The following is a 25,501-nucleotide window of genomic DNA, read 5'->3' on the forward strand; positions in this document are numbered from 1 at the left end:
CTACCGCTTGGTCAGGCCCTTGCCTTGCATGCGCCAGACCAGGAGATCGATGCGGTCCTGGCCGAAGAACGGCTCGTTCTCGAACACGAAGGTCGGCACGCCCCAATGGCCTGATGCCGCGTGGTCCTTCTCGTTCTCCGCGATCACCTGCTCGTAGCGGTCCGGATCTGCTGCGAGGGCCGTATCCATCGCGGCGAGATCGAAGCCGGCCGCCTCCGCGGCACGGACGAGATGATCGCCCTCGTTCCACCCCGCCACCGAGCCGTCCCACAGCACGCGCGCGATCGCGGAGGTGAAGTCGAGCGAGCGGCCTTCGAGCTGCGCCATGGCGCCCAGCCGGGTCAGGCGGTGGATGTAGGGCTGCTCGGCGGCAACCTCCAGCGTCGCCATGTCCTGCACGATCGGGTCAGGCCGGGGAAAGCGGAACGGAATTTTCTCGTATTCCGCCACGCGGGTGGAGTCGCGCACGACATAGCGCGCGAATTGCGGATTGGCCTTCTTGAAGAAGCCCGGCACGCGCACTGCGAGCGGATAGACCGGGCGCAGATTGACCACGAGGTCGTAATCCTCGACCAGCTTCAGCGTCTTGGGCAGTGCCAGATAGCTGAACGGGCTGCGGAAGGAGAAGAAGAGATCGACTGACAAGGTCATCGCGCCGGCTCCACGATCCGTCCCATCATGTTGCGGACCACCAGCTTGTGGAAGGGCATGATGACGGTGAGATAGGTTCTGCCGAGCAGGTTATGCGTCCGCACCAGCGTCGTCGAGGTCACCCGACGGCTCGCGGCGTTGCCCGAAACGTCGACCACGATGCGGAAATCGAGATGAGAATCGTCGAAGCCGGCAACCAGGCGCTCGTGCGTTTCACTCAGCACCGGAAACAGCCCTATCATGCCGCCGGGCGCCGGTGCGCCTTCACCCGACGTCTTCAGCCCGAACGGCCTCACCAGAATGTTGCGCAGGCGCAGCAGCATCTCGATCCACCGCGGCCCGTCCACCACCATCCTGGTGCAGGCCTCGCGGGCATCGATCGCGGTCGCGCCGATCTCCACGCGAAACGCGTCGATGAACTGCGCGCCGGCCAGCAGCGCGTCGGCTTGAACTTCGGGGCTCACTTCGCGGACTGTCGTCGTCATCCCGCCAGTCTGCGCGTCAGCATCCGGAAGCGCAAGATCAGCAGGGCGGCATAGACGAACGTGCCGACCGAGAATCCGACCCAGACGCCAACCGCGCCCAGCCCCGTGTGGAATGCCAGCACCCAGGCGACGGGAAAAGCGATGCACCAATAGCCGATCGCGGCGAACAGCAGCGTCATCCTGGTGTCGTTGATGCCGCGCAGCGCGCCGCCCACGATGGTCTGGAGGCCGTCGGCGATGAAGAAGGTGGCGCCGACCAGCAGCAGAGTCGCGGTCAGCGCGACCGTAGGCGCGCTGGCCTCACCGCTGCCGAAGAACAATCGGCCCAGCTCGTAACGACCGAGGATGATGGCGAGGGTCAGGGCCGAGACCAGCGCTATACCGAGCACGGCGGCGACGAGACCGGCGCGCTGCACGGCCGCCGGGTCACCGCGGCCGAAGGCGTGACCGACCCGTACCGTCGCCGCCATGCCGATGCCGAGCGGCACCATGAACAGCACGGCGGTGACCTGCAGCGCGATCTGATGCGCGGCAATCGCGGTGGTCGAGATCAATCCCATCAGCAGCGCGGCCGAGGAGAACAGGCCATATTCCAGCAGCAGCGAGAATGAGATCGGCGCGCCGAGCGCGATCAGCTGACGCATCAGAGGCCAGTCGATCCGCCACAGCCGGGCGAGCGGGCGATAGTCCGAAAATGGCTTGCGCAGCCCCGCGATGGCGAGCGCGGCGACGAACGTGCCGAGATTGACGGTCGTGGTCGCAAGTCCGGCGCCGAACAGGCCGAGCTCCGGCAGGCCGGACGCGCCATGGATCAGGGCGTAGACCAGTACGGCATTGACCGGGATCGCCGCGAGCGTGATCCACAGCGGCGGCTGCGGCCGGTTCACCGCGCTCATCATGCTGCGCAGCGCGATGAAGCCGAGCGCCGGCGCGATGCCCCAGGCGAGGCCGTTGAGATAGCGCTGCGCCAGCGCCGCCGATTGCGGCACCTGGCCGAGCGCGAGCAGGATCTGCTCGCCATAGAGCGGCGAAGCCATCATCGGCAGCGAGATCAGGAGCGCGACCCACAGCCCGACGCGCAGGGAGCGGCGGATGCGCCTGACGTCGCCGGCGCCGTATGCCTGCGCCGCCAGCGGCGACACCGCCGACATCAAGCCGAGCCCGAAGGTGAAGCTGACGAAATAGACGGTATGCGCCAGCGCCGCCGCGGCGACCGCATCCTCGCCGAGCCGCCCGATCAGCGCGAGATCCGTCGTGATCATCGCGATCTGCCCGAGCTGCGTCAGCATCAAGGGCACGGCGAGGCGCAGGGTCTCGACGAATTCCTGCGCGAGATGGCTTGACGGCGCGCCGGCTTGCGGCTGCGCATGATGTTGCACGGTGTCGAGCATGGCCGGTCAATAGCACAGCCACACGTCGAAAACATGGCTCAGGTGTCCCGGACGCGCGAAGCGCGAGCCGGGACCCAGAGGCCACTGGCGCAGCTCTTCGCCGCATGGGCCCCGGCTCAGCAGCGCATCACTGACGTGCTGCGCTGCGTCCGGGGCGCGGGGGAAAGCGGTCTATCCTTCCTGTCCCCGCAGGCGGGGAGAGGCGAAGAGTTCTCAGCTCTTCCTCTCAGGCACGCGCTTGATCTTCGCCCCAAGCGCGTTCAGCCGTTCCTCGATGCGCTCATAGCCGCGCTCGATCTGGTCGGCGTTGTTGATGGTCGAGGTGCCTTCGGCGCAGACGGCCGCGAGCAGCATCGCCATTCCGGCGCGGATGTCCGGCGAGGTCATCGTCGCGCCGTGCAGGCGGCTCGGGCCGGCGATGATGGCCCGGTGCGGGTCGCACAGCACGATGCGCGCGCCCATCGCGATCAGCTTGTCGACGAAGAACATCCGCGATTCGAACATTTTCTCGAACATCAGGATCACGCCCTCGCACTGCGTGGCGGTGACGATCGCGATCGACATCAGGTCGGCGGGGAACGCCGGCCAGGGCTGGTCCTCCAGCTTGGGCACATGCCCGCCGAAATCGTCCTGGATCTTCAAGGTTTGATTGGAGGGCACGATGAGATCATCGCCTTCGATCCGGCAGACGATGCCGAGCCGCTCGAAACCCATGCGGATCGAGCGCAGATGCTCGACACCGGCGCGCACGATGCGCAGCGGCGAGCGCGTCACGGCGGCAAGCCCGATCAGCGAGCCGACCTCGATATGGTCGGGCTGGATCCTGTAGGTCGCCTCCCCCAGCGTCGCCGGCCCGTACACGATCATGGTGTTGGTGCCGATGCCCTCGATCCTCGCGCCGAGCGCGACCAGGAAATTGGCGAGGTCCTGCACATGCGGCTCGGAGGCTGCGTTGCGCAGATAGGTGACGCCGTCGGCGGCGACCGCCGCGACAAGTGCGTTCTCGGTCGCGGTGACGCTGGGCTCGTCCAGGAACACGTCCGCGCCGGCGAGCTTCGGCGCGCGGAATTCGAGCCGGTCGGTCGCGGTGACCTTTGCCCCCAATTGCTCCAGCGCCAGCACATGGGTGTCCAGACGGCGGCGGCCGATGACATCGCCGCCCGGCGGCGGCAGCATCACCTCGCCACAGCGGGCGAGCAGGGGCCCCGCGAGCAGGATCGAGGCGCGGATGCGCACGCACAGCTCGGGGTCGAGATCGGCGGCGCGGATGCTCTTGGCATGGATTTGCAGCGTGTTGCGGGCAGTCCATTCCGCCGACGCGCCGACCGAGCGGATCAGCTCGACCAGCGTCTCGGTGTCGCGGATTCGCGGCACGTTCTCCAGCGTCACCGGATGCTCGGTAAGCAGCGCGGCGGCGATGATCGGCAGCGCCGAATTCTTGTTGCCGGACGGCTCGATCGAGCCCGAGAGCCGGTGACCGCCCTCGACGATGTATTGGATGGGCGCCACTTGGTCTCTCACTGTGCTGTTGTGGTGGGCGGGCTGCCTAAAGCGCGATGCGATTAGGATGAATCGTCATCGCGCTTTAGGTTGTTGTTTAAGCATGATCTTTTCGGAAAACCGCTGCTCACCTTTCCGGATCATGCCCTCGGAGGCGGAAACTACCGAGAATCGAGCAGGGTAGCAATTCTGCACTGGTCGCGGCCGTGGGTCGCTGCTGGGCCGAAGAGGCCTGCCGCGCGATGGCGGGTGGCGAGGTTCAGGGCCTGCCAGCCGTCGTGCCCGGGCTCGTCCCGGGCATTCCTTGCGCCGCAGTCGAGACGTGGATGGCCGGGGCAGGCCCGGTCATGACGCTGCACAAGCAGCAAGCGCTAGATGTCGATCGTCGCGCTCAGCGAATGTTCCTGGATGAAGTCGCGGCGCGGCTCGACCACGTCGCCCATCAGCTTGGTGAAGATGTCGTCGGCCTCGTCGACCTCCTTGACCTTCACCTGGAGCAGCGAGCGCACTTCGGTATCGAGCGTCGTCTCCCAGAGTTGCTCCGGGTTCATCTCGCCCAGGCCCTTGTAGCGCTGCAGCGTGATGCCCTTGCGGCCGGCTTCGGTCACGGCCTCGAACAGGTCGGACGGACCGTGCACCACGTGCTCGACCTCCTTGCGCCGCAGCTTGCCGGAGCGCGCGTAGACGTCCTGAAGCTTGGGCGCGAATTCGTCGAGCTTGCGGGCTTCGGCCGAGCCGAGCAGCGCGTCGTCGATGACGGCCGCTTCCTTGACGCCGCGGACGGTGCGCTCGAACAGGAAACCCTGGCCCTCGACGAATTGGCCGACCCAGCCGCGCTCGACCTCGTCGGCCTGGCTGTCCAGCCGGGTGGCAATGTACTGCGCGGCGGCCGTGGCGTTCTCGGGGTTGCCGTAGACCGACTTGTTCAGCACGCCGGTGATCGCGGCCTGCTCGACCACCTTGCGGTTGTAGCGGCTGTGCAGATTGCGGAGGATGCTGCGAACCACGCGGGCATCGTCGACCAGCGAGCGCAGGTCGCGGCCGGTGCGGTCGCCGCCGGTGCCGGGAACGAAGACGCAGTCGTCGAGGCCGGCGTCGATCAGATAGTCTTCCAGCGCCCGCTCGTCCTTCAGATATTGCTCGGACTTGCCTCTGCTGACCTTATAGAGCGGCGGCTGGGCGATATAGAGATAGCCGCCGTCGATGATGTCGCGCATCTGGCGGTAGAAGAATGTGAGCAGCAGCGTGCGGATGTGAGCGCCGTCGACGTCGGCGTCCGTCATCACGATGATCTTGTGATAGCGCAGCTTCTCGACCGAGAATTCGTCGCTGATGCCGGTGCCGAGCGCGGTGATCAGCGTGCCGATCTGCTCGGATGACAGCATCTTGTCGGGGCGGACGCGTTCGACGTTCAAGATCTTGCCGCGCAGCGGCAGCACCGCCTGGAATTCGCGGTTGCGGCCCTGCTTGGCGCTGCCGCCTGCCGAGTCACCCTCGACGATGAAGAGTTCGGACTTGGCCGGGTCCTTTTCCTGGCAGTCGGCGAGCTTGCCCGGCAGCGAGGAGACCGAGAGCGGGCTCTTGCGCGTCAGCTCGCGCGCTTTTCGCGCGGCCTCACGGGCAGCCGCCGCCTGGATCACCTTGCCGACGATCATCCTGGCTTCGCTCGGGTGCTCCTCGAACCAGGCCTGAAGCGCCTCGTTGAGGACGTTCTCGACCACCGGGCGCACTTCCGAGGACACCAGCTTGTCCTTGGTCTGTGACGAAAATTTTGGATCAGGCACCTTCACCGACAGCACGGCCGTCAAGCCTTCGCGGCAATCGTCGCCGGTCAGCGCGATCTTTTCCTTCTTGGCATTGGCCTCGGCATAGCCGTTGACCTGGCGCGTCAGCGCGCCGCGGAAACCGGCGAGATGGGTGCCGCCGTCACGCTGCGGGATGTTGTTGGTGAAGCACAGCACGTTCTCGTGGTAGCTGTCGTTCCACCACAACGCGGCTTCGACGCCGATGCCGTTGGCCTCCGAGCGCACCATGATCGGTGTCGGCACCAGCGCCTTCTTGTTGCGGTCGAGATATTTGACGAATTCCTCGACGCCGCCGGAATAGTGCATCTCCTCGCGCTTCTCGACCGCGTGGCGCATGTCGGAGAGGATGATGTTGACGCCGGAATTGAGGAAGGCGAGCTCGCGCAGCCGGTGCTCGAGCGTGGCGAAATCATATTCGACGTTCTTGAACGTCTCGGTCGAGGCCAGGAACGTCACCTCGGTGCCGCGCTTGCCCGGCGCGTCGCCGACCACCTTCAGCGGTGCGACGGCATCGCCATGGGCGAACTCGATATAGTGTTCCTTGTTGTCGCGCCAGATCCGCAGGCCGAGCTTGCTCGACAGCGCGTTGACGACGGAGACGCCGACGCCGTGCAGGCCGCCGGAGACCTTGTAGGAGTTCTGGTCGAATTTTCCGCCGGCGTGCAGCTGGGTCATGATGACCTCGGCCGCCGAGATGCCTTCGCCCTTGTGGATGTCGACGGGAATGCCGCGGCCGTCGTCGCGCACGGTGACGGAATTGTCGGCATTGAGGATCACGTCGACGCGCGTGGCATGGCCCGCGAGCGCCTCGTCGATCGCGTTGTCGACGACCTCGTAGACCATATGGTGCAGGCCCGAGCCGTCGTCGGTGTCGCCGATATACATGCCCGGACGCTTGCGGACGGCGTCCAGACCCTTGAGCACGCGGATCGATTCCGCGCCGTAGTCGCTCGCGATGGAGGGCTCGTTTTCGGCAGCAGGCTGCCGAGCAGGTTCTGTCATGAGAGGCCTTCGAGATGTCGCCCGAATCAGCGGCGCAAAAGGCGCTGATTTGCGAGGCTATTTGTGCCATGAAAGACCGCTTGCGCCTAGCGCAAAGTATCTCCCGGCAACCCTTTGAGTAGATAGGGTTTTTAGGTCGGTTTTCAAGGCTTTCGGAGCGCGATTCTGGGCACTGCAAAAAGCGCGATTCGAGGGGCTGTTTTGGGGTCTGAAAGGCGTGGATTTTGCGGGCTGGGGAAGCGGTTCCGGGCAGTCTTTGGCCCGGCTCGGCGCGAGGCGCATTCCGCGGCCCAGCCCGATGCGCCACGTTGCGCCGGAAGGCAGCACGCCTCAATACAGCTGGAGTGGTGGCCACGCCTCGCCGTCGCGCCCGATCGTCAGCTCCCAGGTATCGCCAGCCGTGACGGTGAGCATGTTCGTGCTGGCCGGACGGCCCGGCACGCCCAGCTCGTAGGCATATTTGCCGGGCACGAGGTCCAGCGCGACGGCGTAGGCGCCGGCGGGGCGCAGGATAGTCCGCTCGTTGATCGCCAGCACGGCTTCGTTCTCGCCGATGTTGCTGAACACCAGCTTGGCCCGGCCGGGTTCGGGCAGGACGTTGGCCCGGGTCGCGACATCCGAATTCTTCTGCACGAGATCGACCGCGGTGCTGCCGCCATTGCGATCGAGCTCCAGCGCTGCCGGCCCGATCGGAGAGACGAAGGCGAGGCGCGCGTGATCGGCGGTGACCACCGCGTCATCCTGTCGTTCCTGCCAGCCGAGCTTTCGAAGCTCGGTTCGATAGAAGGCGAGGACGTCGCCGAGCGCTGCGGGCACGCGGGCTTCGAGCCTGGTCCGGAGCGGAGCTTCGAAGCCGGGCATCACGGTAGTGTGGAGCCCTCGATAGCTGTAGCGGGTTGGCGCAGGCAGCCTGGCGTCGGGATCCAGCGTGAGCGCGGCCGGGAACAGCGGCGGCAGGTTCGACACGAAGGCGCCGGCGCTTGCAGCGAGCAGGCAGCTTGCGATGAGAGCGAGGCCGCACGCCACAAGCTGCCATCGTGCCGGAGCTTGCGCCCCATGCCCCACCGTCGCCATGCTCATGCTCCAAGGATATCGCGCGTGTTGAAGATCCTGCGCGATGGCCGCCTCCGGCAGCCACAGGCAGCTAGTCGCGGCCGGAAACGGTCGGGTTCAATGTGGCGGCCTGCCTTCGCGCCGAGACTCGTCCGCTCTCGACGTCAAAGACTTCGCCGTCCGCGCCGATCTCGGCGAACGCGGCAGGATCCGCACCGGTCAGCCACACCTGCGCGCCGAGCGTCTTCAACTCCTCGAACAGCGCCGCACGGCGGTTCGGATCGAGATGCGCAACCACCTCGTCGAGCAGCAGCAGCGGCACGATCCCCGTCATCTCGGCGACCAGCGTCGCATGGGCCAGCACGAGGCCGATCAGAAGCGCCTTCTGCTCGCCGGTGGAGGCCTCGCGCGCCGGCATGCTTTTCGGCGCATAGACGACCTGCAGATCGGTGAGATGCGGGCCGTCGGTGGTGCGGCCGGCAATGGCGTCGCGCGGGCGATTGTCGCGCAGGATCTGGCGGTAGCGGTCCTCGACCGACGTCGCGGTCTCCGTCAGCAGCGCGTTCTCCATCCAGCCGTCGAGCGCGATCTGCGCCGAGGGAAAGGCTGAAGCCTGCGCGCGCGCGTTGAGCATGCCGGTGAGCCTTGCCGCGGTCTGGCCCCGCGTTGCCGCGACCGCGACCGCAAGCTCGGCGGTCTCGCGCTCGATTGCGTCACACCAATGGTCGTCGTAATTGCGCGCCTCCAGCAGGCGGTTGCGTGAGCGAAGCGAGCGTTCGAGTGCGTTGATCCGGCTGGAATGCTCGCTGTCGATGGCGAGCACGAGGCGATCGAAGAAGCGCCGCCGTTCGGAGGCTGCGCCCATGAACAGCCCGTCCATCGCCGGCGTCAGCCACACCATGCGGACGTGGTCGCCAAAGGCGCTGGCCGACCCCACTGGCTCGCGGTCGATGCGGCAGCGCCGGCCGGCGGAGCTGTCCGGCCGCGGCGCGTCGATCCCGGTGCCGAGCGTCGCAAGTCCCAGCGCGCCCTCGACCTGCGCCGACACCGCCCAGGAGCCGTCGCCCTGGTTGTCGGCGACGTCTTCCAACGTCGCCCGTCGCAGGCCGCGCCCCGGCGACAGGAACGAGATCGCCTCGATGCAATTGGTCTTGCCCGCTCCGTTCGGCCCGACCAGCGCCACCATGTCAGCCGCCGTCTCGAGCCCCGCCGCCCGGTAATTGCGAAAATGCGTCAGCGTCAGGCGATGAATGCGGGAGGGGGTCATGTCACTCTGTCATTGCCGGGCTTGACCCGGCAATCCATCGCCCGCATCAGCGGACAATTTCATCATATAGGTCTTGCCACGCGGGATTGCTCTTCACGATCAGATCGATCTTCCACTCGCGCGACCAGTGTTTCATGTTCTTTTCGCGCTGAAGGGCAGCGGCGATTGTGTCGTGGGCCTCGAAATAGACCAGGGTCTTCACCCCGTAGCGTTTGGTGAAGCCGTCCGCCAGGCCTTCACGGTGCTCGTAGACGCGTCTGACCAGATTGTTGGTGACGCCGATGTAGAGTGTTCCACCGGGCTTGCTGGCGAGGATGTACACCCAATAAGTCATCTTGTTTGATGGATGGCCGGGTCAAGCCCGGCCATGACGAAAAGACAGAAATTCCTCACACCCGCATCGGCATCAGCACGTACAATGCGCTCTTGTCGTCGCGGTCCTGCACCAGCGTCGGCGAGCCGGGATCGGCGAGCTTGAGCGTTGCGACGTCGCCTTCGATCTGGGCGGCGATGTCGAGGAGGTAGCGGGAGTTGAAGCCGATATCGAGGGCGTCGGAGGCGTATTCGACCTCCAGCTCTTCGGTCGCGCTGCCGGAATCCGGATTGGTCACCGACAGCACCAGCTTGCCCGCCGACAGCGACAGCTTCACCGCCCGACCGCGCTCGCTGGAGATCGTCGAGACGCGGTCGACCGCGTTCTCGAAATCCTTCTTGTCGACGACGAGCTCCTTGTCGTTGCCTTGCGGGATCACGCGGCCGTAGTCGGGGAAGGTGCCGTCGATCAGCTTCGAGGTCAGCACCACGTTGCCGATGGTGAAGCGGATCTTGGCTTGCGACAGCTCGATCGTCATCTCGGCGTCGGTGTCCTCGATCAGGCGCTGCACCTCGCCGACGGTCTTGCGCGGCACGATCACGCCGGGCATGCCCTCGGCGCCCTTGGGCTGCACCAGGTCGAGCTGGGCGAGGCGGTGGCCGTCGGTGGCGACGCCGCGCAGGGTGGCGGCCTTCGCCGTGCCGGCGGCGTGCAGATAGATACCGTTGAGGTAGTAGCGCGTCTCCTCGGTGGAGATCGCGAACTGGGTGCGGTCGATCAGCCGCTTGACGTCCTTGGCGGCGAGCGAGAAGGAGTGCGACATGTCCCCGGCGGCCAGATCCGGGAAATCGTTCTCCGGCAGCGTCTGCAGCGTGAAACGCGAGCGGCCGGCGCGGATCGCCAGCACGGCGCGGTCGCCGTCGGCCTCCAGCACGATCTGCGAACCGTCCGGCAGCTTGCGCACGATGTCGTAGAACATGTGGGCCGGCACGGTGGTGGAACCGGCGGTCGCGGTTTCCGCGGGCAGCGTTTCGGTCACCTCGAGGTCGAGATCGGTCGCCTTCAGCGACAGTTTCGCGTTCTCGGCGCGCACCAGCACGTTGCCGAGGATCGGAATCGTGTTGCGGCGCTCGACCACGCGGTGGACATGGCCCAGTGATTTCAGGAGTTGCGCGCGTTCGACCGTAACCTTCATTGCACTACTCGCCCGATCCCCAAGGAAAACACAGCGTTGATAAGGCCGGGCGGCGGACGCGCGCCACGGCACCGAAGACCCCGGAAAGCCGGATCATCCAGCCGATATGATCAAAGCCGTCAGGGCCGCGCAAGGTGGCCCGGATGGCCACCGGATTCAAGGGATCGGGGGCAGTTCCCCACGATTTACCGTCCAGAACGAGTCCGCCGCCCCGGCTTGGCCGGGGCGGCGGGAGAAGGGCAGGGGGAAGCCTAGGCGTTTATTCCTGAAGCTGGCGCTTCAGCGACTCCACTTCCTCCGACAGCGCGGTGTCCTTGGAGACCAGCGCCTCGATCTTGCGCACCGCGTGCAGCACGGTGGTGTGGTCGCGTCCGCCGAAGCGGCGGCCGATCTCGGGCAGCGAGCGCAGGGTCAGCGTCTTGGCGAGATACATCGCGACCTGGCGCGGGCGGACCACATTGGCGGTGCGGCGCGAGGAGAGCAGGTCGGAGCGGCTGACATTGTACTGCCGCGCCACCACGCGCTGGATGTCCTCGATCTTGATCCGCTTGGGCTCCTGCGGCCGGACCAGGTCGCGCACCTCGTGCTCAGCCATCTCCAGCGTCACCGGCCGGTTGTTGAGCTTGGAATGCGCGAGCAGACGGTTGATCGCGCCTTCGAGGTCGCGGCCGTTATGGGTGATGGTGCGCGCCAGATAGTGCAGCACATCCTCAGGCACCTCGAATGTCGCATGGTGGGCGCGGGCAGCCGCGACGCGCGACTTGAGGATGCCGTGGCGCAGCTCCTCGCCGAGCGAACCCATCTCGACCACGAGCCCGCCCGCGAGCCGCGAGCGCACGCGGTCATCGAGGCTTTCGAGATCGGACGGCGGGCGGTCGGCAGCGATCACGACCTGGCGGCCGGCGTCGATCAGCGCGTTCAGCGTGTGGCAGAACTCGGCCTGCGTCGACTTGCCCTGCAGGAACTGCAGATCGTCGATGACGAGCACGTCGATGCCGCGCAGCGCTTCCTTGAAGGCCAGCGCCGTCTGCGTCTTCAGCGCGGCGACGAAGCCGTACATGAATTTCTCGGCGGTGAGATAAAGCACCTTGCGCTCGTTTCCGGAATTGCCGGCCCAGGTCACCGCCTGAAGCAGATGCGTCTTGCCGAGGCCGACGCCGGCATGGATGTAGAGCGGATTGAACATCACGGGATCGCCGCGCCGTCCTTCGGCGACCTGGCGTGCGGCCGCATGGGCCAGCGTGTTGGAGCGGCCGACGACGAAGCTCGCGAAGGTCAGGCGCGGATCGAGCGGCGAGCCGCCGAGCGCGTCGTGATTGGCCGAGACCGGCGCGGTCGCGGTCGAGCGCAGCTCCAGCGCGGGCGGGCGGCGAGCCTCGACCGGCGCGGGTGCTTCCTTCGGCTGCACCACGGGGCGCACAGCGGACCGGACCGTGAGATCGATGCGATGCACTTCCGGCATCTCGGCCTGCCAGCACGACAGCACGCGCTCGGCATAGTGGGCCTGGATCCAGCTCTTCAGGAAGCGCGTCGGGACCGAAAGCCGCACGCTCTCATCCTGCACGCCTTCCAGATCCATGCGTGCAAACCAGCTCGTGTAGACGTCCTCGCCAACGCTCGAGCGCAGCCGCCCTTTCACGCGTGACCAGCGATCCTGTTCCATTGTCATCGTCAGAAAACTTCTCTTGAGAGATATAGTTGCGTTGCGAGCGCCATGCAGGGTTTCTGCCACGGTCCCTGAAGTGGCGCGACCTCGAGCGAGTCCATCGTCAGACATGGCTCGACCGTTCGACGCGAACGCCGCAGGTCAGATCAGCGATGTCCAGGGATGGAGGGGTCGCGAGGTCAGCGCGTACTCGGCGCTCCGTCACACGCGGGAGGCTGGAGATCCGACGGAGCTGGAACGGCATCGTTGGAATAGGAAACGTGCTTCAATACCGCGTTGAGTCCGTAAGACATGATACCTCCCCGTCCTGCCGTGATCTCTCACGGCAAGGTCCTGCGTGTCCTGAAGACAACCGCGCCGTACTCCTGTCGCGGATGCCTGCCCAATGTACTGGTCGTCCGCTCGACTTCGCCACCTTGCGGCGCCGGGGTAGCGTTGCGATGTCTCTCCTGTGCGCCTGGCGCGAGCGGGAAGATCCCGCTTGGAGACATTCAGACAAAGAGCTACCATTCCCATATTGCTATGGGTTTTGAACCGACATCGCTTGTTGGAGCGTCGCCTACGTGCTCACCGCCGCCGGTTTGCACGTTCGCCCCGTTTCCTAAACCGCGCTGGTCTGAAGATCGTGGGCGCCGCCGACGACTTAAGGAATACACTAAGCGGAAAGACTCGCAACGAAATTGATTCACACTTGAGGCACCAAAAAACTTGACCTCGGTTAACGCCGCGCGCGAGTTGTTCACAGGCTCCGAAGCAAGTTTTTGAATCCGTGCACAGAATCCAGAATGTCGCGCATCATGTGACAATTCTCGGCTACCGCCAAAATTTTTTTACAAATTCGTCACGCGCCCGACGTGCCGGCGAATTTTCCAAATGCTTGTCGCTGCTATGTCGATAAGTGATTATCGGGTCATCGCTTTTCGAGACTGGTTTTGCAGGGTAACTCCACCGTGACGCGCATTTCGGTGAATCTGCGGTATGCAGAATTCTCGTTGGCGCCGATTCAATTCGAGCCCGCAGCACAGGGGTTTTTGCAACGCAGTGAAGTTTCCGCTGTTGCAGAAAATCCGCCGGTAGAACTACGGAGCGAAGAATAGCGCAGACGATGCAAATCGTCCGAGCGAAGATCGAATCTCGCGCGACCGCTTGCGTGAATATGGCAGGCAACAAAAAAGCCCGGCGCGATGCCGGGCTGTTTGACGCGCTGACCGGATCGACCGATCAGAAGATGCCGGAAGATTACTTCGCGAGCTTGGCGATCTGCGCGGTGAGGCGCGAGACTTTGCGGCTGGCGTTGTTCTTGTGAATGATGTTGCGCTGGGCGGCGCGCATCAGAGCGGGCTCGGCAGTCGCGAGGGCCTTCACGGCAGCGGCGCGATCGCCGGTCTTGATGGCTTCCTCGACGGTGCGCACGGCGCCGCGCATCTGGGTGCGGCGCGACTTGTTGACGGCGGTGCGGCGGGCGATCTTGCGCGTCGCTTTCTTGGCGGAAGTGGTGTTGGCCATGGTCTCAATGTCCTTTGCGGGTACCGGTCGCGTCTTGGTCGGGTAGCGCCGGCTTGCTTGACCGCGTAATCGACGCTCGGATTTAGGGTGTTCGGTTGCTGGGCCGTTCCCGGAGCATGAGCGACAGCCTTGCGGCTGTCTCTGAGGCTCCCAAGCGTCTTCGAGCTCAAGGTGCCTGCAACTGCTCAAAGAACAGCGGCGGCAGGATTGCGCCCACCGCCAGTTGGCGCCCTTATAGAGAGGGTCTTTCGCACCGTCAACGCTTTCGGGAGCTCGAAATCCGGCCTTTGCGGCCCGGATGGGCGCCGTAACGCCCTGAAGAGGTTGAATTTCTGCCGTCACCCGGCTATTGGCTGGCAACGTTCCGCAAGGTCGTCCGATCGCACGACCATCGTAGGTGAGGCATGATCCGCGGCTTTTTCCGATTGATTGGGCTGTTGCTGCTCGCCGGCGGGTTCATCTTCATGGTCTATGACGGCGCCCGCTGGGTGGCCGACCAGAGCCTCAGGTTCACCCGGTTCGGCCAGTTCTGGAACGACGTCAATCAGGCCAGCCAGTCGGCATTCCGCACCTGGGTCGAGGCCAAGGCGCCCTGGCTCTGGACCTCGGTGATCCGCCTGGTGCTGGATCAGCCGGTCTTCGCCGTCCTCGGCATTCTGGGCATCCTCCTGATGATCCTGTTCCGCCCGCGCAAGCCGTTGATCGGCTATTCCCGGGATTGATCTTCAATTCCCGCGGGATTGATCTTCAATTCCCGCCGGGACGGAGCCTGAAGCTGGCAGCGGCGTAACAAGGCTGCCCCTTGCCGCGTAGATGCCTGTATCCCCACCACGTGATCGCGAGCACGTCGCCTGAGCGCCTGGTTTGCCAGCTGGCTCGGGTGACGGACGGCTCGTCTCGGAGGTTCAATCATCATGCTGTTCATGCGCAAGACCATCGCATTGCCGAGCGCAACCGAAGCGCTTCCGGGCCGTGCGCAGGCCATACCGACCGCGACCACCCATTTCGTCAACGGCGCCAAGCTGCAGCCGCCTTATCCGGCCGGCCTCGAGCGGGCTGTGTTCGGCCTCGGCTGCTTCTGGGGCGCCGAGCGCAAGTTCTGGGAGCTCGGTGACGGCGTCCACGTGACGGCCGTCGGCTACGCCGGCGGTCACACGCCGAATCCGAGCTATGAGGAAGTCTGCTCGGGCCGCACCGCCCACACCGAAGTTGTGCTGGTCGTGTTCGATCCGAAGAAGATGTCCTACGACAAGCTCTTGAAGACCTTCTGGGAGAGCCACAACCCGACGCAGGGCATGCGCCAGGGCAACGATGTCGGCACGCAATATCGAAGCGCGATCTACACCTGTTCCGATGCGCAGAAGAAGGCGGCCGAGCAGTCGAAGGCGCTCTACCAGAAGGCACTTGCGGCCAGGGGCCTCGGCGCCATCACCACCGAGATCGCGCCTGTCGGCGAATTCTATTTCGCCGAGGACTATCATCAGCAATATCTGGCGAAGAATCCCGCCGGCTATTGTGGCCTGGGCGGCACTGGCGTGTCCTGCCCGATCGGCGTCGGCGTCAGCGCTTAGACGGAAGTCGCCGAAGTGTGAGAGCTTACCCTCCCCTGGAGGGGGAGGGTCGCTACGCATGCAGCGAAGCGTAATGCGTAGCGGGGTGGGGTGACGGTCCCTCCACATCCAACAGTGCCCGGGTGGAGAGATCACCCCACCCCGCTCGCGCTGCGCGCGATCGACCCTCCCCCTCCAGGGGTGGGTGAGACCGTTCGCCCCCTCCCACTCAACGCTTTATTAACCATAACCGGTGCATCACTGGGGCCGTCTCGTTTCGAGGGATTGTTCCGGTGCCGGTTGCACGCGCGTTTCGATGGTCGATCTTGGCGGCGTCCCTGGCAGCGTCCGCTGCGCTTGCCCTTGGCGGCTGCATGCAGACCGCCGGTCCCGTCGCGGTGATGCAGCCGCGCGCCGATCTCGACTCCATGGCCTATGGCCAGCCCTACAGCGCGCCGCAGCCGGTCGTCGCCGACGGCGGCGGCGCCATCGGCGCGCTGCGCAACTCCTTTGCCTCGGCGCCCGCACCCATGCCGGTCGGCTACGCCGCGCCGATGGCGGTGCCCGTGCGCAATGGCGCCTCCTATCATCTCGACGCCGGCGACAAGCTTCGCGTGGTCGTCTACGGCCAGGAAGGTCTCACCAACAGCTATTCGATCGATGCCGGCGGCTCCATCACCATGCCGCTGATCGGCGCCGTGCCGGCGCGCGGCCGCACCACCGCGGGTCTTGCCGGCGAGATCGCTGCGCGCCTGCGCAACGGCTACATCCGCGAGCCGTCGGTGGCGGTGGAGATCGAGGCCTATCGTCCGTTCTTCATTCTCGGCGAAGTCACGGCGCCCGGCCAGTATCCTTACGTGCCGAACATGACCGTCGAGAGCGCCGTCGCCATCGCCGGCGGTTTCTCGCCGCGCGCCAAGCGCGACATGGTCACCATCACGCACACCGAGAACGGCGGCTCCATGCGCGCCGTGGTGCCGCTCGGCACGCCCTTGAATCCCGGCGACACCGTGTTCGTCGGCGAGCGCTGGTTCTGACGAAGCACGACGTACTTCGTCATTCCGGGATGGTGCGCTAGCACCAGACCTCAGGTGCGCACTTTGCGCACCGGAGTTCGACGCTGACGCGCCGCCCCGGAATGACGCTTATGGCGTCATTTCAGATGCTTCGCGAAAAATGCCATGCTGCGCGGCCAGGCGATGTCGGCGCTGGCCTTGTCGTAGCTCGCGCGCTCGTCGCAATGGAAGCCGTGCTGGGCGCCCGGATAGATGAAGACCTCGACGTCGGGCCGCTTCGACTTGATGGTCTCGACGTCGGTCAGCGGGATGCCGGCATCCTTCTCGCCAAAATGCAGCTGCGTCGGCACCTTCGGTGTCTCGTCTGCAAAGCGCACGACCGCGCCGCCATAATAGCCGACCGCGGCCGTCAGCCCCGACAGCCGCGTCGCCGCGACAAAGGCGATGCTGCCGCCGAGACAGAAGCCGATGATGCCGACGGGCCCGACGCTCTTCACGGCATCGATCGCCGCCTGGGTGTCGCGCAGCATCGCGGCCCAATCCGGATTGGCGACGAACTTGCGCGCCTCCGCAATCTCGTCGGGCGAATAGCCCGACTGGAAATTCGGTGACGTCCGGTCGAAGATCGACGGCGCGACCGCGACATAGCCTTCCGCCGCGAGGCGGTCGCAGACCGAGCGGATGTGATGATTGACCCCGAAGATCTCCTGGATCACCACCACCGCGCCCTTCGGCGCGCCACCGGGATCGGCGCGATAGGCGCCGAACTGGAAATTGTCGGAAGCGGTCAGCTTGATGTCCTGTCCCACGCGGGTTGTCCTTCTTGGTTGTTCCGAAATCCACTCTTTCCCCTCATCCTGAGGAGCGCGTCAGTGCGTCTCGAAGGATGCAAGGCCGAGACGCGAGAGCCGGGCCATTCATCCTTCGAGACGCTTGCTGCAAGCTCCTCAGGATGAGGGGAGACACCTCACTCCCACATCCAGTTCTCGCCGTAGTCCTCCTTCCATCCTGCCAGCCGTCCGTGGCGGAATTGCAGGAACAGGCGGTGGCGGTAGGGGATCAGCCCGCTGCCGCCGATGTTGCGCAACGCGAGATAGATCTCGTTGCCGGGACGTCCGCGGACATATTGCAGCGGCTGGCCCAGGGCGCGCGCGGTCTGCTCGGCATCCATGCCGAAGGCGAGCGGCGTGTTGTTGGACAAGGTCGCGACGAAGGGCTGGCGCGGTGGCATGGCGCCGAACGGCTCGGCCTGCGTGGACGCCGAGAAAACCATCGCTACGATGCCCGCAGCCAACGTCGCTCGCTTCATCGCTTCAAGTCCTCGTCTGACCGGCCTATGCCGGCAAGTTCTTCAGGAAAGGCGCGACCGCGTCAACAAAAGCCTGGGGCTGATCGATGTTGACGGCGTGTCCGGCGGCGGGAATCACGACCTTTTGTGCGCCGGGGATCTTCGCCGCCATGTAGTCGGACGCGGCGAGGAACGGGGTGTCGTCGGCGCCGACCACGATCAGGCTGGGCACCTTGATCTCGGGCAGCAACTCGATCACGCGCGCATCGCGCTGGGTCAGCATGCCGCGCGCGGCAAGCGCCAGCCCCCTGGCGTTGCGATGGCTGGCGGTGGCGCGCTCGCGCGTCGCCGATTTCAGGACATCGAGTCCTTCGCGGTCGAGCCCGTCGGCAGTCGCAAGCGCCCGCGCGTTCCACGCCTGCCGCGCATCGTCCTTCTTGAAGCCCGGTCCGGTATCGATGATCAACAGCGCGCGGGCACGCTCCGGATGAACGCGATAGAACGCGAGCGACATGTAGCCGCCGAGCGAGAGGCCGCCGATGACGGCGCGCTCGGCACCGACCGCGTCGAGGATCGCCGCCATGTCGCCGACGGTCAGAGCTTCGCTGTACGCGTTCGGATCATCGGGATAATCGGACCGGCCGTGGCCGCGCATGTCCCACAAGATCAGCTTGTGATCCTTCGCGAGCGCATCGACCTGCCCGTGCCACATCGCCGAGGTCGAGGAATAGCCGTGGGTGAGCAGCAACGGCGGACCCTCGCCATGAACTTCGTAGTAAATCCCGACGCCGTCCCGATCGATCCTTGGCATTGCTTCCGCCCTTTCGTTTTATTCCAGCCGCGACTTCGGTGCTTCACCCTCCAGGGGAGGGCAAGGGTCGCGGTCGGCTCCATTCTACTTTGCGAAGTTACCTCGAAGAAACCGCCTGAATGCGATGGCACGCATGCCAGGCACACTCGCTGTTGTGTCCAGTAGCTGCGCCGGCGCCGTTGGCGCGCCGCACAACGAGCAGATGCGGACGTGGTTTTTCGACTGCTTCCAGATTGCATTTGCCTCCGCGCGTGAACACGATCATGCTCGCGGCCAAGGCTGACGCCAGCCCGGTGGGCGTCTGCCGCACAAGTTGCCGCCGTAAGCGGCTTCATGCACCGGCAGGGGAAGACGCCTATGCCAACACTCACCATCAATGGGCGGAGTCTGTCCGTGGATGCGGCGAACGACACGCCGCTCCTCTGGGCGATCCGCGAGCAATTGCAGATGACCGGCACCAAGTTCGGCTGCGGTGCCGGGCTGTGCGGGGCCTGCACCGTGCACGTCAACGGCGAAGCCGTGCGCTCGTGCCAGACCATGGTCGGCGACGTCGCCGGCAAGAAGATCACCACCATCGAAGGCCTCTCCGCCAAGGGCGATCATCCCTTGCAGAAGGCGTGGATCGCCGAGCAGGTGCCGCAATGCGGCTACTGCCAGTCCGGGCAGATCATGCAGGCGGCCTCGCTGCTCGCGAAGAATCCCAATCCGACCAGGGAAGAAGTGGTCGCGCATATGGACGGCAATCTCTGCCGCTGCATGACCTATTCGCGGATCCAGAAGGCGATCATGCGCGCCGCGTCCGAGATGCGCACCGCGTCCACCGCCTCCAGCGAGCGGAGGCCCACATGAACGAGCACGTCAAGAACATCGCCCCCGCGGCGCCCGATCTCAGCCGCCGCTCCTTCCTCGTCGGCACTGCCGCGGCCGGCCTCGTGCTCGGCTATGCCGGCGTCCCCGGGATCGATTTTGCGTCGGCGGCTGCGCCCGCCAATTTCGAGCCGAGCGTCTGGTATGCGATCTCGCCGGATGGCCTCGTCACCGTGACCTGCGGCAAGGCCGACATGGGCCAGCACATCGCCTCCACCATGGCGCAGATCGTCTGCGAGGAGCTGGGGGCGAAGTGGAGCGACATGCGCGTATCGCTCGCCTCCAACGATCCGAAGTTCAACGATCCCGTTCTGGGCGCGCAGATCACCGGCGGCAGCTGGTCGACCATGATGAACTTTGATGCCATGAGCCGTGCGGGCGCTGCCGGCCGCATCGCACTGACGGAGGCGGCCGCCGCGGCCATGGGCCTGCCGCCCTATTTCAAGGACCAGCTCGTGGTCCGCGACTCCGTGATCTCGCATCCGAAGTCGAAGAAGCAGATGACCTTTGCCGAGATCGTCCGAAGCGGCAAGGCGACGAAAACCTTCACGCCGGACGAGTTGAAGGCGATCAAGCTGAAGACGCCGGATCAATACACCATGATCGGCGTCTCGGTGCCGCAGCTCGACATCCCCTCCAAAACCAACGGCACGGCCAAGTACGGCATCGATGTGATGTTGCCGGGCATGGCCTACGGCAAGGTGGTGACCCCGCCGGTGCGCTTCGGCGCCACGGTGAAATCGGTCGACGACAGTCAAGCCAAGAAGGTACCCGGCTTCATGAAGGCCGTCATCCTCGACGACAAGACCGGTACCACGTCCGGCTGGGTCGTCGCAGTGGCCAACACCTATGCCAACGCCCGCAAGGCGGCGGATGCGCTCAAGATCGCCTATGACGGCGGTCCGAACGCGAAGCTGTCGAGCCAGTCGCTGCTGGATGAAGCCAAGCGGCTTCCAGGCCTGGAGGATTCCGGCCAGTTCTTCGTCAAGGATGGCGATCCCAACGCGGCCTTCGGCACGGCGGCGAAAGTGGTCGAGGCCGAGTACACCACCAGCATCAACATCCACGCGCCGCTGGAGCCGATGAACGCCACTGCGGAGTTCAAGGGCGACATCCTGCACATCTATTCCGGCAACCAGTTCGCGACGCGCTCCGGCGCGATCGCCGCGGGTGCCGCCGGGATCGATCCGAAATTCGTCGTGATGCATCAGCATTGGCTCGGCGGCGGCTTCGGCCGGCGTCTCGATGCCGACATGATGATTCCCGCCGTGCAGGCGGCGAAGGCGGTCGGCAAGCCGGTCAAGGTGATCTATTCGCGCGAGAACGACATGACGATGGATTTCTCGCGTCCGCTCACCTATCAGAAAGTGAAAGCCGGCGTGGACGCTGACGGCAAGCTGATTGCGCTCAGCCACGACGTCGTCTCGGCCTGGCCGACCGCGCGCTGGGGAATCCCCGATTTCCTGACGCCCTCGGTCGACAAGAAGGGGCCGCTCGACAGCTTCACAGTCAATGGCGCGGACTTCTTCTACACCGTGCCCAACCACTATGTGCGCGCGATCAAGAACGAGCTCGCGCACAATGCGACACCGTCCGGGCAGCTCCGCTCGGTGGCGCCGGGCTGGACCTTCTGGGCGGTCGAAAGCATGATCGACGAGATCGCGGCTGCGACCGGCAAGGATTCCGCGCTGTTCCGCATCTCGCTGCTCGACGGCGCCGGCAAGAACGACGGCGGCGCGCAGCGGCTGCGCAACACGCTGCTCGCCGCGATGGGGCTGTCCGGCTACGGCACCAGGCCATTGCCGAAGGGCGAGGGCATGGGCGTTGCCTGCGTGTCGTCGCAGGAACGCGCGAGCGCAAGCTGGACCGCATGCGTGGCACACGTCGCCGTCGCGCCGTCGGGGGCCGTAACCGTGAAGAAGCTCACGGTCGCAACCGATGTCGGCACGCAGGTGCATCCCGACAACATCCGGGCCCAGGTCGAGGGCGCGGCGCTGTGGGGCCTGTCGCTGGCGATGTACGAGAAGGCGACGCTGAAGGATGGTGGCATCGAGCAGACCAATTTCGATAGCTACACACCCTTGCGCATGAGCCAGACGCCGGAGATCGCGGTTGCCGTGATCGCCAATGGCGAGAAGGCCACCGGCGTCGGCGAGCCCGCGGTGACGGTGGTCGCCCCCGCCATCGGCAACGCCATCTTCAATGCTTCAGGGGCCCGCGTGCGGGCACTGCCGATCACGGCCGAGGCCGTGAAGGCGAGCATGAAGGCGTAGGGTTGGATGAAGGCTGCTTGAGACAATCCGCCGGAGGACCAACCTCCGGCGGATTTGTTTTGAGCCTTTACAGTCGCGTTCACCGTCGTGCCCGGGCTTGTCCCGGGCATCCACGCTCTTCGTGTCCCGGCTCAGGCCGTGGATGGCCGGGACGGGCCTGCCATGACGGAGACGTCGGAGCCAAAAATTTCCCTTTATTATCAATGGCAGTTCTACTGTGCATGGGGTTGTTTTCGCGGTTTTGACTTCCCGCCGGCCGGGACACGAAACCCGTAAAATTGCACCCAATTCCGCAGGGTTCCATTGAGCACGCCTCTTAAGGGCCAGAGAACCTGATCCGGCTTAGGCTGACGCCAAATCCCGTCCCGTGCCTTGGGGAAGTCATGAACGCCTCAGCCAAACCCGCCGCCAAACGTCGGCTTCTGCTCGCCTCCGATCGCAGCGACGAGAGCAGCGAGCTCGCCAGCATTTTGAAGGCGGTCGGCGACGTCTCGACGGTGACGACGGAGGCGATCCCCGCCCAACCGGCGCGCGATCTTTCCGGCCTCGTGGTCGACATCAACCTGCGCTCGCCCGAGAGCGTGCAGCGGGTCCGCAACAAGCTGCGCGGCGATGCCTACCGTTCGATGCCGCGGCTGTTCGTGCTCGCGGACGCCCTGCACCACGGCACCATGCAGGCCTGGGCGCTGGGAGCCACCGACACCATCTCACGGCCGCTTCAGGCCGATGCCATCTTGCAGCGCATCCGCGCCGCCTTCTCGGACACCGCCGCCTATGACGCGACCGATCGCGGCAAGACGCTCAATCGCGGCGTCGAGGCGGCGCACGCGGTGCTGGTCAAGATGTTCGAGAAGCTGCCGCTCGGCGTGCCCCTGAGCTTCGACGACGTCATCGCGGCCGAGAGCAGGATTCTGAAGGCAATCAAGCATTCCTCGCTGCGCGAATGGCTCACCACGGTCGGCTGCCACCATGTCGGCAGCTATCGTCACTGCCTGTTCGTCACGGGCTTCGCCGTCGCCTTCGCCCAGCATCTCGGAATGCGCGAGGACGATCAGCGCCGCCTCACCCGCGCCGCGCTGCTGCACGACGTCGGCAAGGCCTTCGTTCCTGCCGCGCTGCTCGACAAGCCCGGCAAGCTTACCGACGAGGAGATGGCCGAGGTTCGCCAGCATCCGCGCCGCGGCTATGAAGCGCTCGCCGCCCAGGGCGGCTTCCCGCCGGAGATGCTGGATGTGGTGCTGCATCATCACGAGTTCCTCGACGGCTCCGGCTATCCGAACGGCCTGTCGTCGAACCAGATCAGCGACATCGTGCGGCTGACGACAATCGTCGACATCTACGCCGCCCTGGTGGAGAAGCGCGCCTATCGCATGCCCTTCACCCACTCCCGCGCCTTCACGATGATGGAAGGCATGGGCGGCAAGCTCGACCAGCAGCTGCTGCAGGCGTTCCGCCCGGTGGCGCTGGGGTCGTTCTGAAGCCGTTGCCGTAGGGTGGGCAAAGGCGCGCCCTTCGCGCGCCGTGCCCACCATGCATCCACATCCGTGAAGCGAATGGTGGGCACGCTTCGCTTTGCCCACCCTACGGCACCGCGCTTCACCCCACCAACTTCCTGAGCTCCGCCTTCGCCACCTTCTCCAGCGTCGAGCGCGGCATGTCGTCGACGAATCTTATCTCGCGCGGCATCTTGAAGTCGGCGAGGCCCTTGCGGCAGGCCGCCATGACCCTGTCATGCAGATCGGGCGCAGCGCCCGCGACGCCCCCTTGCGGGATGATGAAGACGACGGGCACCTCGTCCAGCATCGGGTGCTTCTTCGCCACCGCCGCGGCCTCGCGCACGCCGGGGACGAGCGCGATCACCTGCTCGATCTCGGATGCCGCGACGTTCTCGCCGCCGACCTTCAGCATGTCCTTGGCGCGGTCGCCGAACTTGACGTAGCCGTTCTGAAGCCGCTCGACGCGATCGCCGGTGAGAAAGAAGCCGTGCTCGTCAAAACTCTCGCGCGTCGCCTTGTCGTTGTGAAGATATTCGGCGAACAGCGACAGGCCCGGAATGCCCTTGATCGCGAGGTTGCCGGTATCACCGACCGCGGTCGGCCGGCCCTCGTCATCGGTGATGCGGATCTGATACTCCGGCGCGGCACGGCCGATCGACATCGGGATGTTGGGCTGGTCGACTTCGCCGACGATGCCGTGGGTGATGGTCTCGGTCATGCCCCACCAGCCGATGATCTTGATGCCGAACGCGGCAAAGGCCGGCGGCTCGTTGATGGCGGAGCCCCACAGGCGGAATTTGTGGTCCTTCGGGATCTCCTGCTCGAGCAGCGCCTTCATGCAGAACGGAATGGTCGAGGTCCAGGTCGCGCCGTGCTCGATCGCCGCGCGCCAGAACCGGCTGGCGGAGAAGCGCGGCTGGATCACGCAGGATCCGCCGACCCACAGCGTCGCCAGCATTGAGTAGGCCAGCGCATTGGTGTGGAACAGCGGCAGATAGGTCTGATGCACGTCGCTTGAATGCAGATCCTCATGCGCGGCGTTGATCTTGGCGCCCCACAGTGCGTTGGCATGGGTCCACAGCACTGCTTTCGGCCGCGACGTCGTGCCGGACGTGTACTGCACGCTGCAAGGCGCCAGTGGGTCGGTCGCGCGCTGCGGGCGGTCGGCGCTGTCGGCGAACAACGCCTCGAAACGGTCGCCGCGCGAGACGGCCTGCGCAGGCGCGGTGCCGGCGTCATGCGACGTCACCGCCATCCAGCGAATGTTGCGGCAGTTCTGCGCGACGATTTCCGCATAGGCGGGCTGCGTGATCGCGGCGACCGCGCCGCAATGATCGGCGAAATATTCGATCTCGGCCGGCGCCGAGCGGGTGTTGGTGGTGACCGCGACAGCGCCGAGCTCGACACAGGCAAACCAGGCCAGCAGCGCCTCGATGCAATTGTCGAGATGAATGAGCACATATTCGCCGGGCTTGACGCCGCGCCTGGCCAGCCCCGCCGCGAGCGCACCGACCCGCTCGTGAAACTCGCCGTAGCTCCAGTGCCGCGCCGGCGCATCGAACGGCGCCCAGATCAGGAATGGATGTGAGCTGCGTGCCTCGGCACGCATCCTCAGGAGCCAGGGCACGTCAAGCCCGTCGAACGGGCTCACGAATCCGGCGGCGGTTTGTCGAATAGGCATGTGTCCTCCCGTGCAGCCTGCATCTTGCTGGCGGCTGTCTTTGGATTATTGCGTCTTCCTGCCACCGGATGACGCGGGAAGCAAATCGGAAGGGTAGAGTTTTCGGTGCTCCATGCCTCGTGAGGTGTGCGCTCTCTCTCCTTCGTCATGGCCGGGCTTGACCCGGCCATCCACGCCTTGCCGCTCGAAGAACGTGGGTGCGCGGGCCAAGCCCGGGCTTGACGTCGGAGTGTATGGCCAGCAGCGCGAATTGCGCGCTATTCGTCGTACGACGAAATCTCGATCAAGCTGCCATCGGGGTCCCGGCAATAGACCGAGCGTAGTGTGCCGCAGGCGCCTTGCCTCGGGCCTGGGCCTGCCTCGATCGCGACGTCATGTGCCTGCAAATGCGCCACCACCTCGTCTGGCGTGGCCGAGGTGAGAAAGCACAGATCCTCGCTGCCGGCGGTCGGGTGGTCGGCGGTGAACCACTCCACCTTGTCGGCATCGCGCTGCCGGACGTTGATCTTCTGGTTACCGAATTCAAGGAAAGTCCGCGGCGCGTTGCCGCCGCCGGGATCAAACAGCTTGACTTCCATGCCGAGAATCTTGCGATACCACTCCGCGGTCACCGCGACATTGCTGACATTGATCACGAGATGATCGAGGGCGTGAACCTTGACCGACATGCCTCATCCTTTCGTCA

The 25,501-nt window shown here is 65.4% G+C and carries 22 protein-coding genes; 6 read left to right on the top strand and 16 right to left on the bottom strand.

Annotated elements, in window-relative coordinates; translation table 11 throughout:
- The 11 genes from IC50_RS11910 to rpsT all read right to left on the bottom strand — a co-directional run bounded on the left by IC50_RS11910 (position 1) and on the right by rpsT (position 13,834).
- Entirely contained in the window at positions 1-651 is a 651-nt protein-coding gene (locus tag IC50_RS11910) for a 2-hydroxychromene-2-carboxylate isomerase (RefSeq protein WP_035704376.1), read from the bottom strand.
- Positions 648-1,136, bottom strand: a complete 489-nt coding sequence (locus IC50_RS11915) for a DUF2867 domain-containing protein (protein ID WP_035704380.1) — start codon at positions 1,134-1,136, stop codon at positions 648-650. The genes IC50_RS11910 and IC50_RS11915 overlap by 4 nt, the downstream gene beginning before the upstream one ends.
- The gene (locus tag IC50_RS11920) at positions 1,133-2,527 is read right to left on the bottom strand and encodes an MATE family efflux transporter (RefSeq protein ID WP_035704383.1); all 1,395 of its coding nucleotides are present in this window, start codon (positions 2,525-2,527) and stop codon (positions 1,133-1,135) included. Before IC50_RS11920 ends, IC50_RS11915 begins: the two co-directional genes overlap by 4 nt.
- A gap of 213 nt (positions 2,528-2,740) precedes the next feature.
- Entirely contained in the window at positions 2,741-4,036 is a 1,296-nt protein-coding gene (gene murA, locus IC50_RS11925; protein WP_035704386.1) for a UDP-N-acetylglucosamine 1-carboxyvinyltransferase, read from the bottom strand.
- A 362-nt stretch (positions 4,037-4,398) separates the two neighbouring features.
- Complete coding sequence (gene gyrB / locus IC50_RS11930; RefSeq protein WP_035704391.1) at positions 4,399-6,834, bottom strand: DNA topoisomerase (ATP-hydrolyzing) subunit B; 2,436 nt, start codon at positions 6,832-6,834, stop codon at positions 4,399-4,401.
- Between the two features lie 330 nt (positions 6,835-7,164).
- On the bottom strand, positions 7,165-7,908 hold the full coding sequence (locus tag IC50_RS11935) for a hypothetical protein (RefSeq protein ID WP_035704523.1): 744 nt from the start codon (positions 7,906-7,908) through the stop codon (positions 7,165-7,167).
- A 70-nt stretch (positions 7,909-7,978) separates the two neighbouring features.
- Complete coding sequence (gene recF / locus IC50_RS11940; protein ID WP_035704394.1) at positions 7,979-9,154, bottom strand: DNA replication/repair protein RecF; 1,176 nt, start codon at positions 9,152-9,154, stop codon at positions 7,979-7,981.
- Between the two features lie 46 nt (positions 9,155-9,200).
- A complete protein-coding gene (locus IC50_RS11945) occupies positions 9,201-9,488 on the bottom strand; it encodes a GIY-YIG nuclease family protein (protein WP_035704397.1) in 288 nt (95 codons plus the stop codon).
- Positions 9,489-9,543: 55 nt separating this feature from the next.
- Positions 9,544-10,662, bottom strand: coding sequence for a DNA polymerase III subunit beta (gene dnaN, locus IC50_RS11950; RefSeq protein ID WP_035704400.1), 1,119 nt, complete (start codon positions 10,660-10,662; stop codon positions 9,544-9,546).
- A 259-nt stretch (positions 10,663-10,921) separates the two neighbouring features.
- Complete coding sequence (gene dnaA, locus IC50_RS11955) at positions 10,922-12,331, bottom strand: chromosomal replication initiator protein DnaA (RefSeq protein WP_035704403.1); 1,410 nt, start codon at positions 12,329-12,331, stop codon at positions 10,922-10,924.
- Positions 12,332-13,567: 1,236 nt separating this feature from the next.
- A complete protein-coding gene (rpsT, locus tag IC50_RS11960) occupies positions 13,568-13,834 on the bottom strand; it encodes a 30S ribosomal protein S20 (RefSeq protein WP_035704405.1) in 267 nt (88 codons plus the stop codon).
- 404 nt (positions 13,835-14,238) lie between these two features.
- On the opposite strand from rpsT, the gene IC50_RS11965 reads away from it, so the two are divergent.
- From IC50_RS11965 to IC50_RS11975, 3 genes are all read left to right on the top strand, one after another.
- Complete coding sequence (locus IC50_RS11965) at positions 14,239-14,556, top strand: hypothetical protein (RefSeq protein ID WP_035704408.1); 318 nt, start codon at positions 14,239-14,241, stop codon at positions 14,554-14,556.
- A gap of 192 nt (positions 14,557-14,748) precedes the next feature.
- Positions 14,749-15,405 (top strand): peptide-methionine (S)-S-oxide reductase MsrA, encoded by a 657-nt coding sequence (msrA, locus tag IC50_RS11970; protein WP_035704409.1) that lies wholly within the window; start codon positions 14,749-14,751, stop codon positions 15,403-15,405.
- A 272-nt stretch (positions 15,406-15,677) separates the two neighbouring features.
- Positions 15,678-16,421, top strand: a complete 744-nt coding sequence (locus IC50_RS11975; RefSeq protein ID WP_035704410.1) for a polysaccharide biosynthesis/export family protein — start codon at positions 15,678-15,680, stop codon at positions 16,419-16,421.
- Positions 16,422-16,537: 116 nt separating this feature from the next.
- Here IC50_RS11975 and IC50_RS11980 read toward each other — a convergent pair whose 3' ends face one another.
- From IC50_RS11980 to IC50_RS11990, 3 genes are all read right to left on the bottom strand, one after another.
- Positions 16,538-17,209 (bottom strand): dienelactone hydrolase family protein, encoded by a 672-nt coding sequence (locus tag IC50_RS11980; RefSeq protein WP_035704412.1) that lies wholly within the window; start codon positions 17,207-17,209, stop codon positions 16,538-16,540.
- A gap of 158 nt (positions 17,210-17,367) precedes the next feature.
- Positions 17,368-17,709: a hypothetical protein gene (locus IC50_RS11985; RefSeq protein WP_035704413.1), complete on the bottom strand. Its 342-nt coding sequence runs from the start codon at positions 17,707-17,709 to the stop codon at positions 17,368-17,370.
- Between the two features lie 25 nt (positions 17,710-17,734).
- Positions 17,735-18,499, bottom strand: a complete 765-nt coding sequence (locus IC50_RS11990) for an alpha/beta fold hydrolase (RefSeq protein WP_035704415.1) — start codon at positions 18,497-18,499, stop codon at positions 17,735-17,737.
- Between the two features lie 357 nt (positions 18,500-18,856).
- On the opposite strand from IC50_RS11990, the gene IC50_RS11995 reads away from it, so the two are divergent.
- The 3 genes from IC50_RS11995 (at position 18,857) to IC50_RS12005 (ending at position 23,117) form a co-directional block, all read left to right on the top strand.
- Entirely contained in the window at positions 18,857-19,348 is a 492-nt protein-coding gene (locus tag IC50_RS11995; protein ID WP_035704416.1) for a (2Fe-2S)-binding protein, read from the top strand.
- Positions 19,345-21,639, top strand: a complete 2,295-nt coding sequence (locus IC50_RS12000) for a xanthine dehydrogenase family protein molybdopterin-binding subunit (RefSeq protein ID WP_035704418.1) — start codon at positions 19,345-19,347, stop codon at positions 21,637-21,639. Before IC50_RS11995 ends, IC50_RS12000 begins: the two co-directional genes overlap by 4 nt.
- Positions 21,640-22,022: 383 nt before the next feature.
- Positions 22,023-23,117: an HD-GYP domain-containing protein gene (locus IC50_RS12005; RefSeq protein ID WP_035704421.1), complete on the top strand. Its 1,095-nt coding sequence runs from the start codon at positions 22,023-22,025 to the stop codon at positions 23,115-23,117.
- Between the two features lie 118 nt (positions 23,118-23,235).
- Here the strand turns inward: IC50_RS12005 and IC50_RS12010 are convergent, their stop codons facing one another.
- Together IC50_RS12010 and IC50_RS12015 are read right to left on the bottom strand one after the other, a co-directional pair.
- Positions 23,236-24,816: an AMP-binding protein gene (locus tag IC50_RS12010; RefSeq protein WP_035704423.1), complete on the bottom strand. Its 1,581-nt coding sequence runs from the start codon at positions 24,814-24,816 to the stop codon at positions 23,236-23,238.
- A gap of 257 nt (positions 24,817-25,073) precedes the next feature.
- Positions 25,074-25,484, bottom strand: coding sequence for a VOC family protein (locus IC50_RS12015; protein ID WP_035704425.1), 411 nt, complete (start codon positions 25,482-25,484; stop codon positions 25,074-25,076).
- Between the last annotated feature and the right edge of the window lie 17 nt (positions 25,485-25,501).

Source organism: Bradyrhizobium genomosp. I (2014) (assembly GCF_000261685.1).
GTDB lineage: Bacteria > Pseudomonadota > Alphaproteobacteria > Rhizobiales > Xanthobacteraceae > Bradyrhizobium.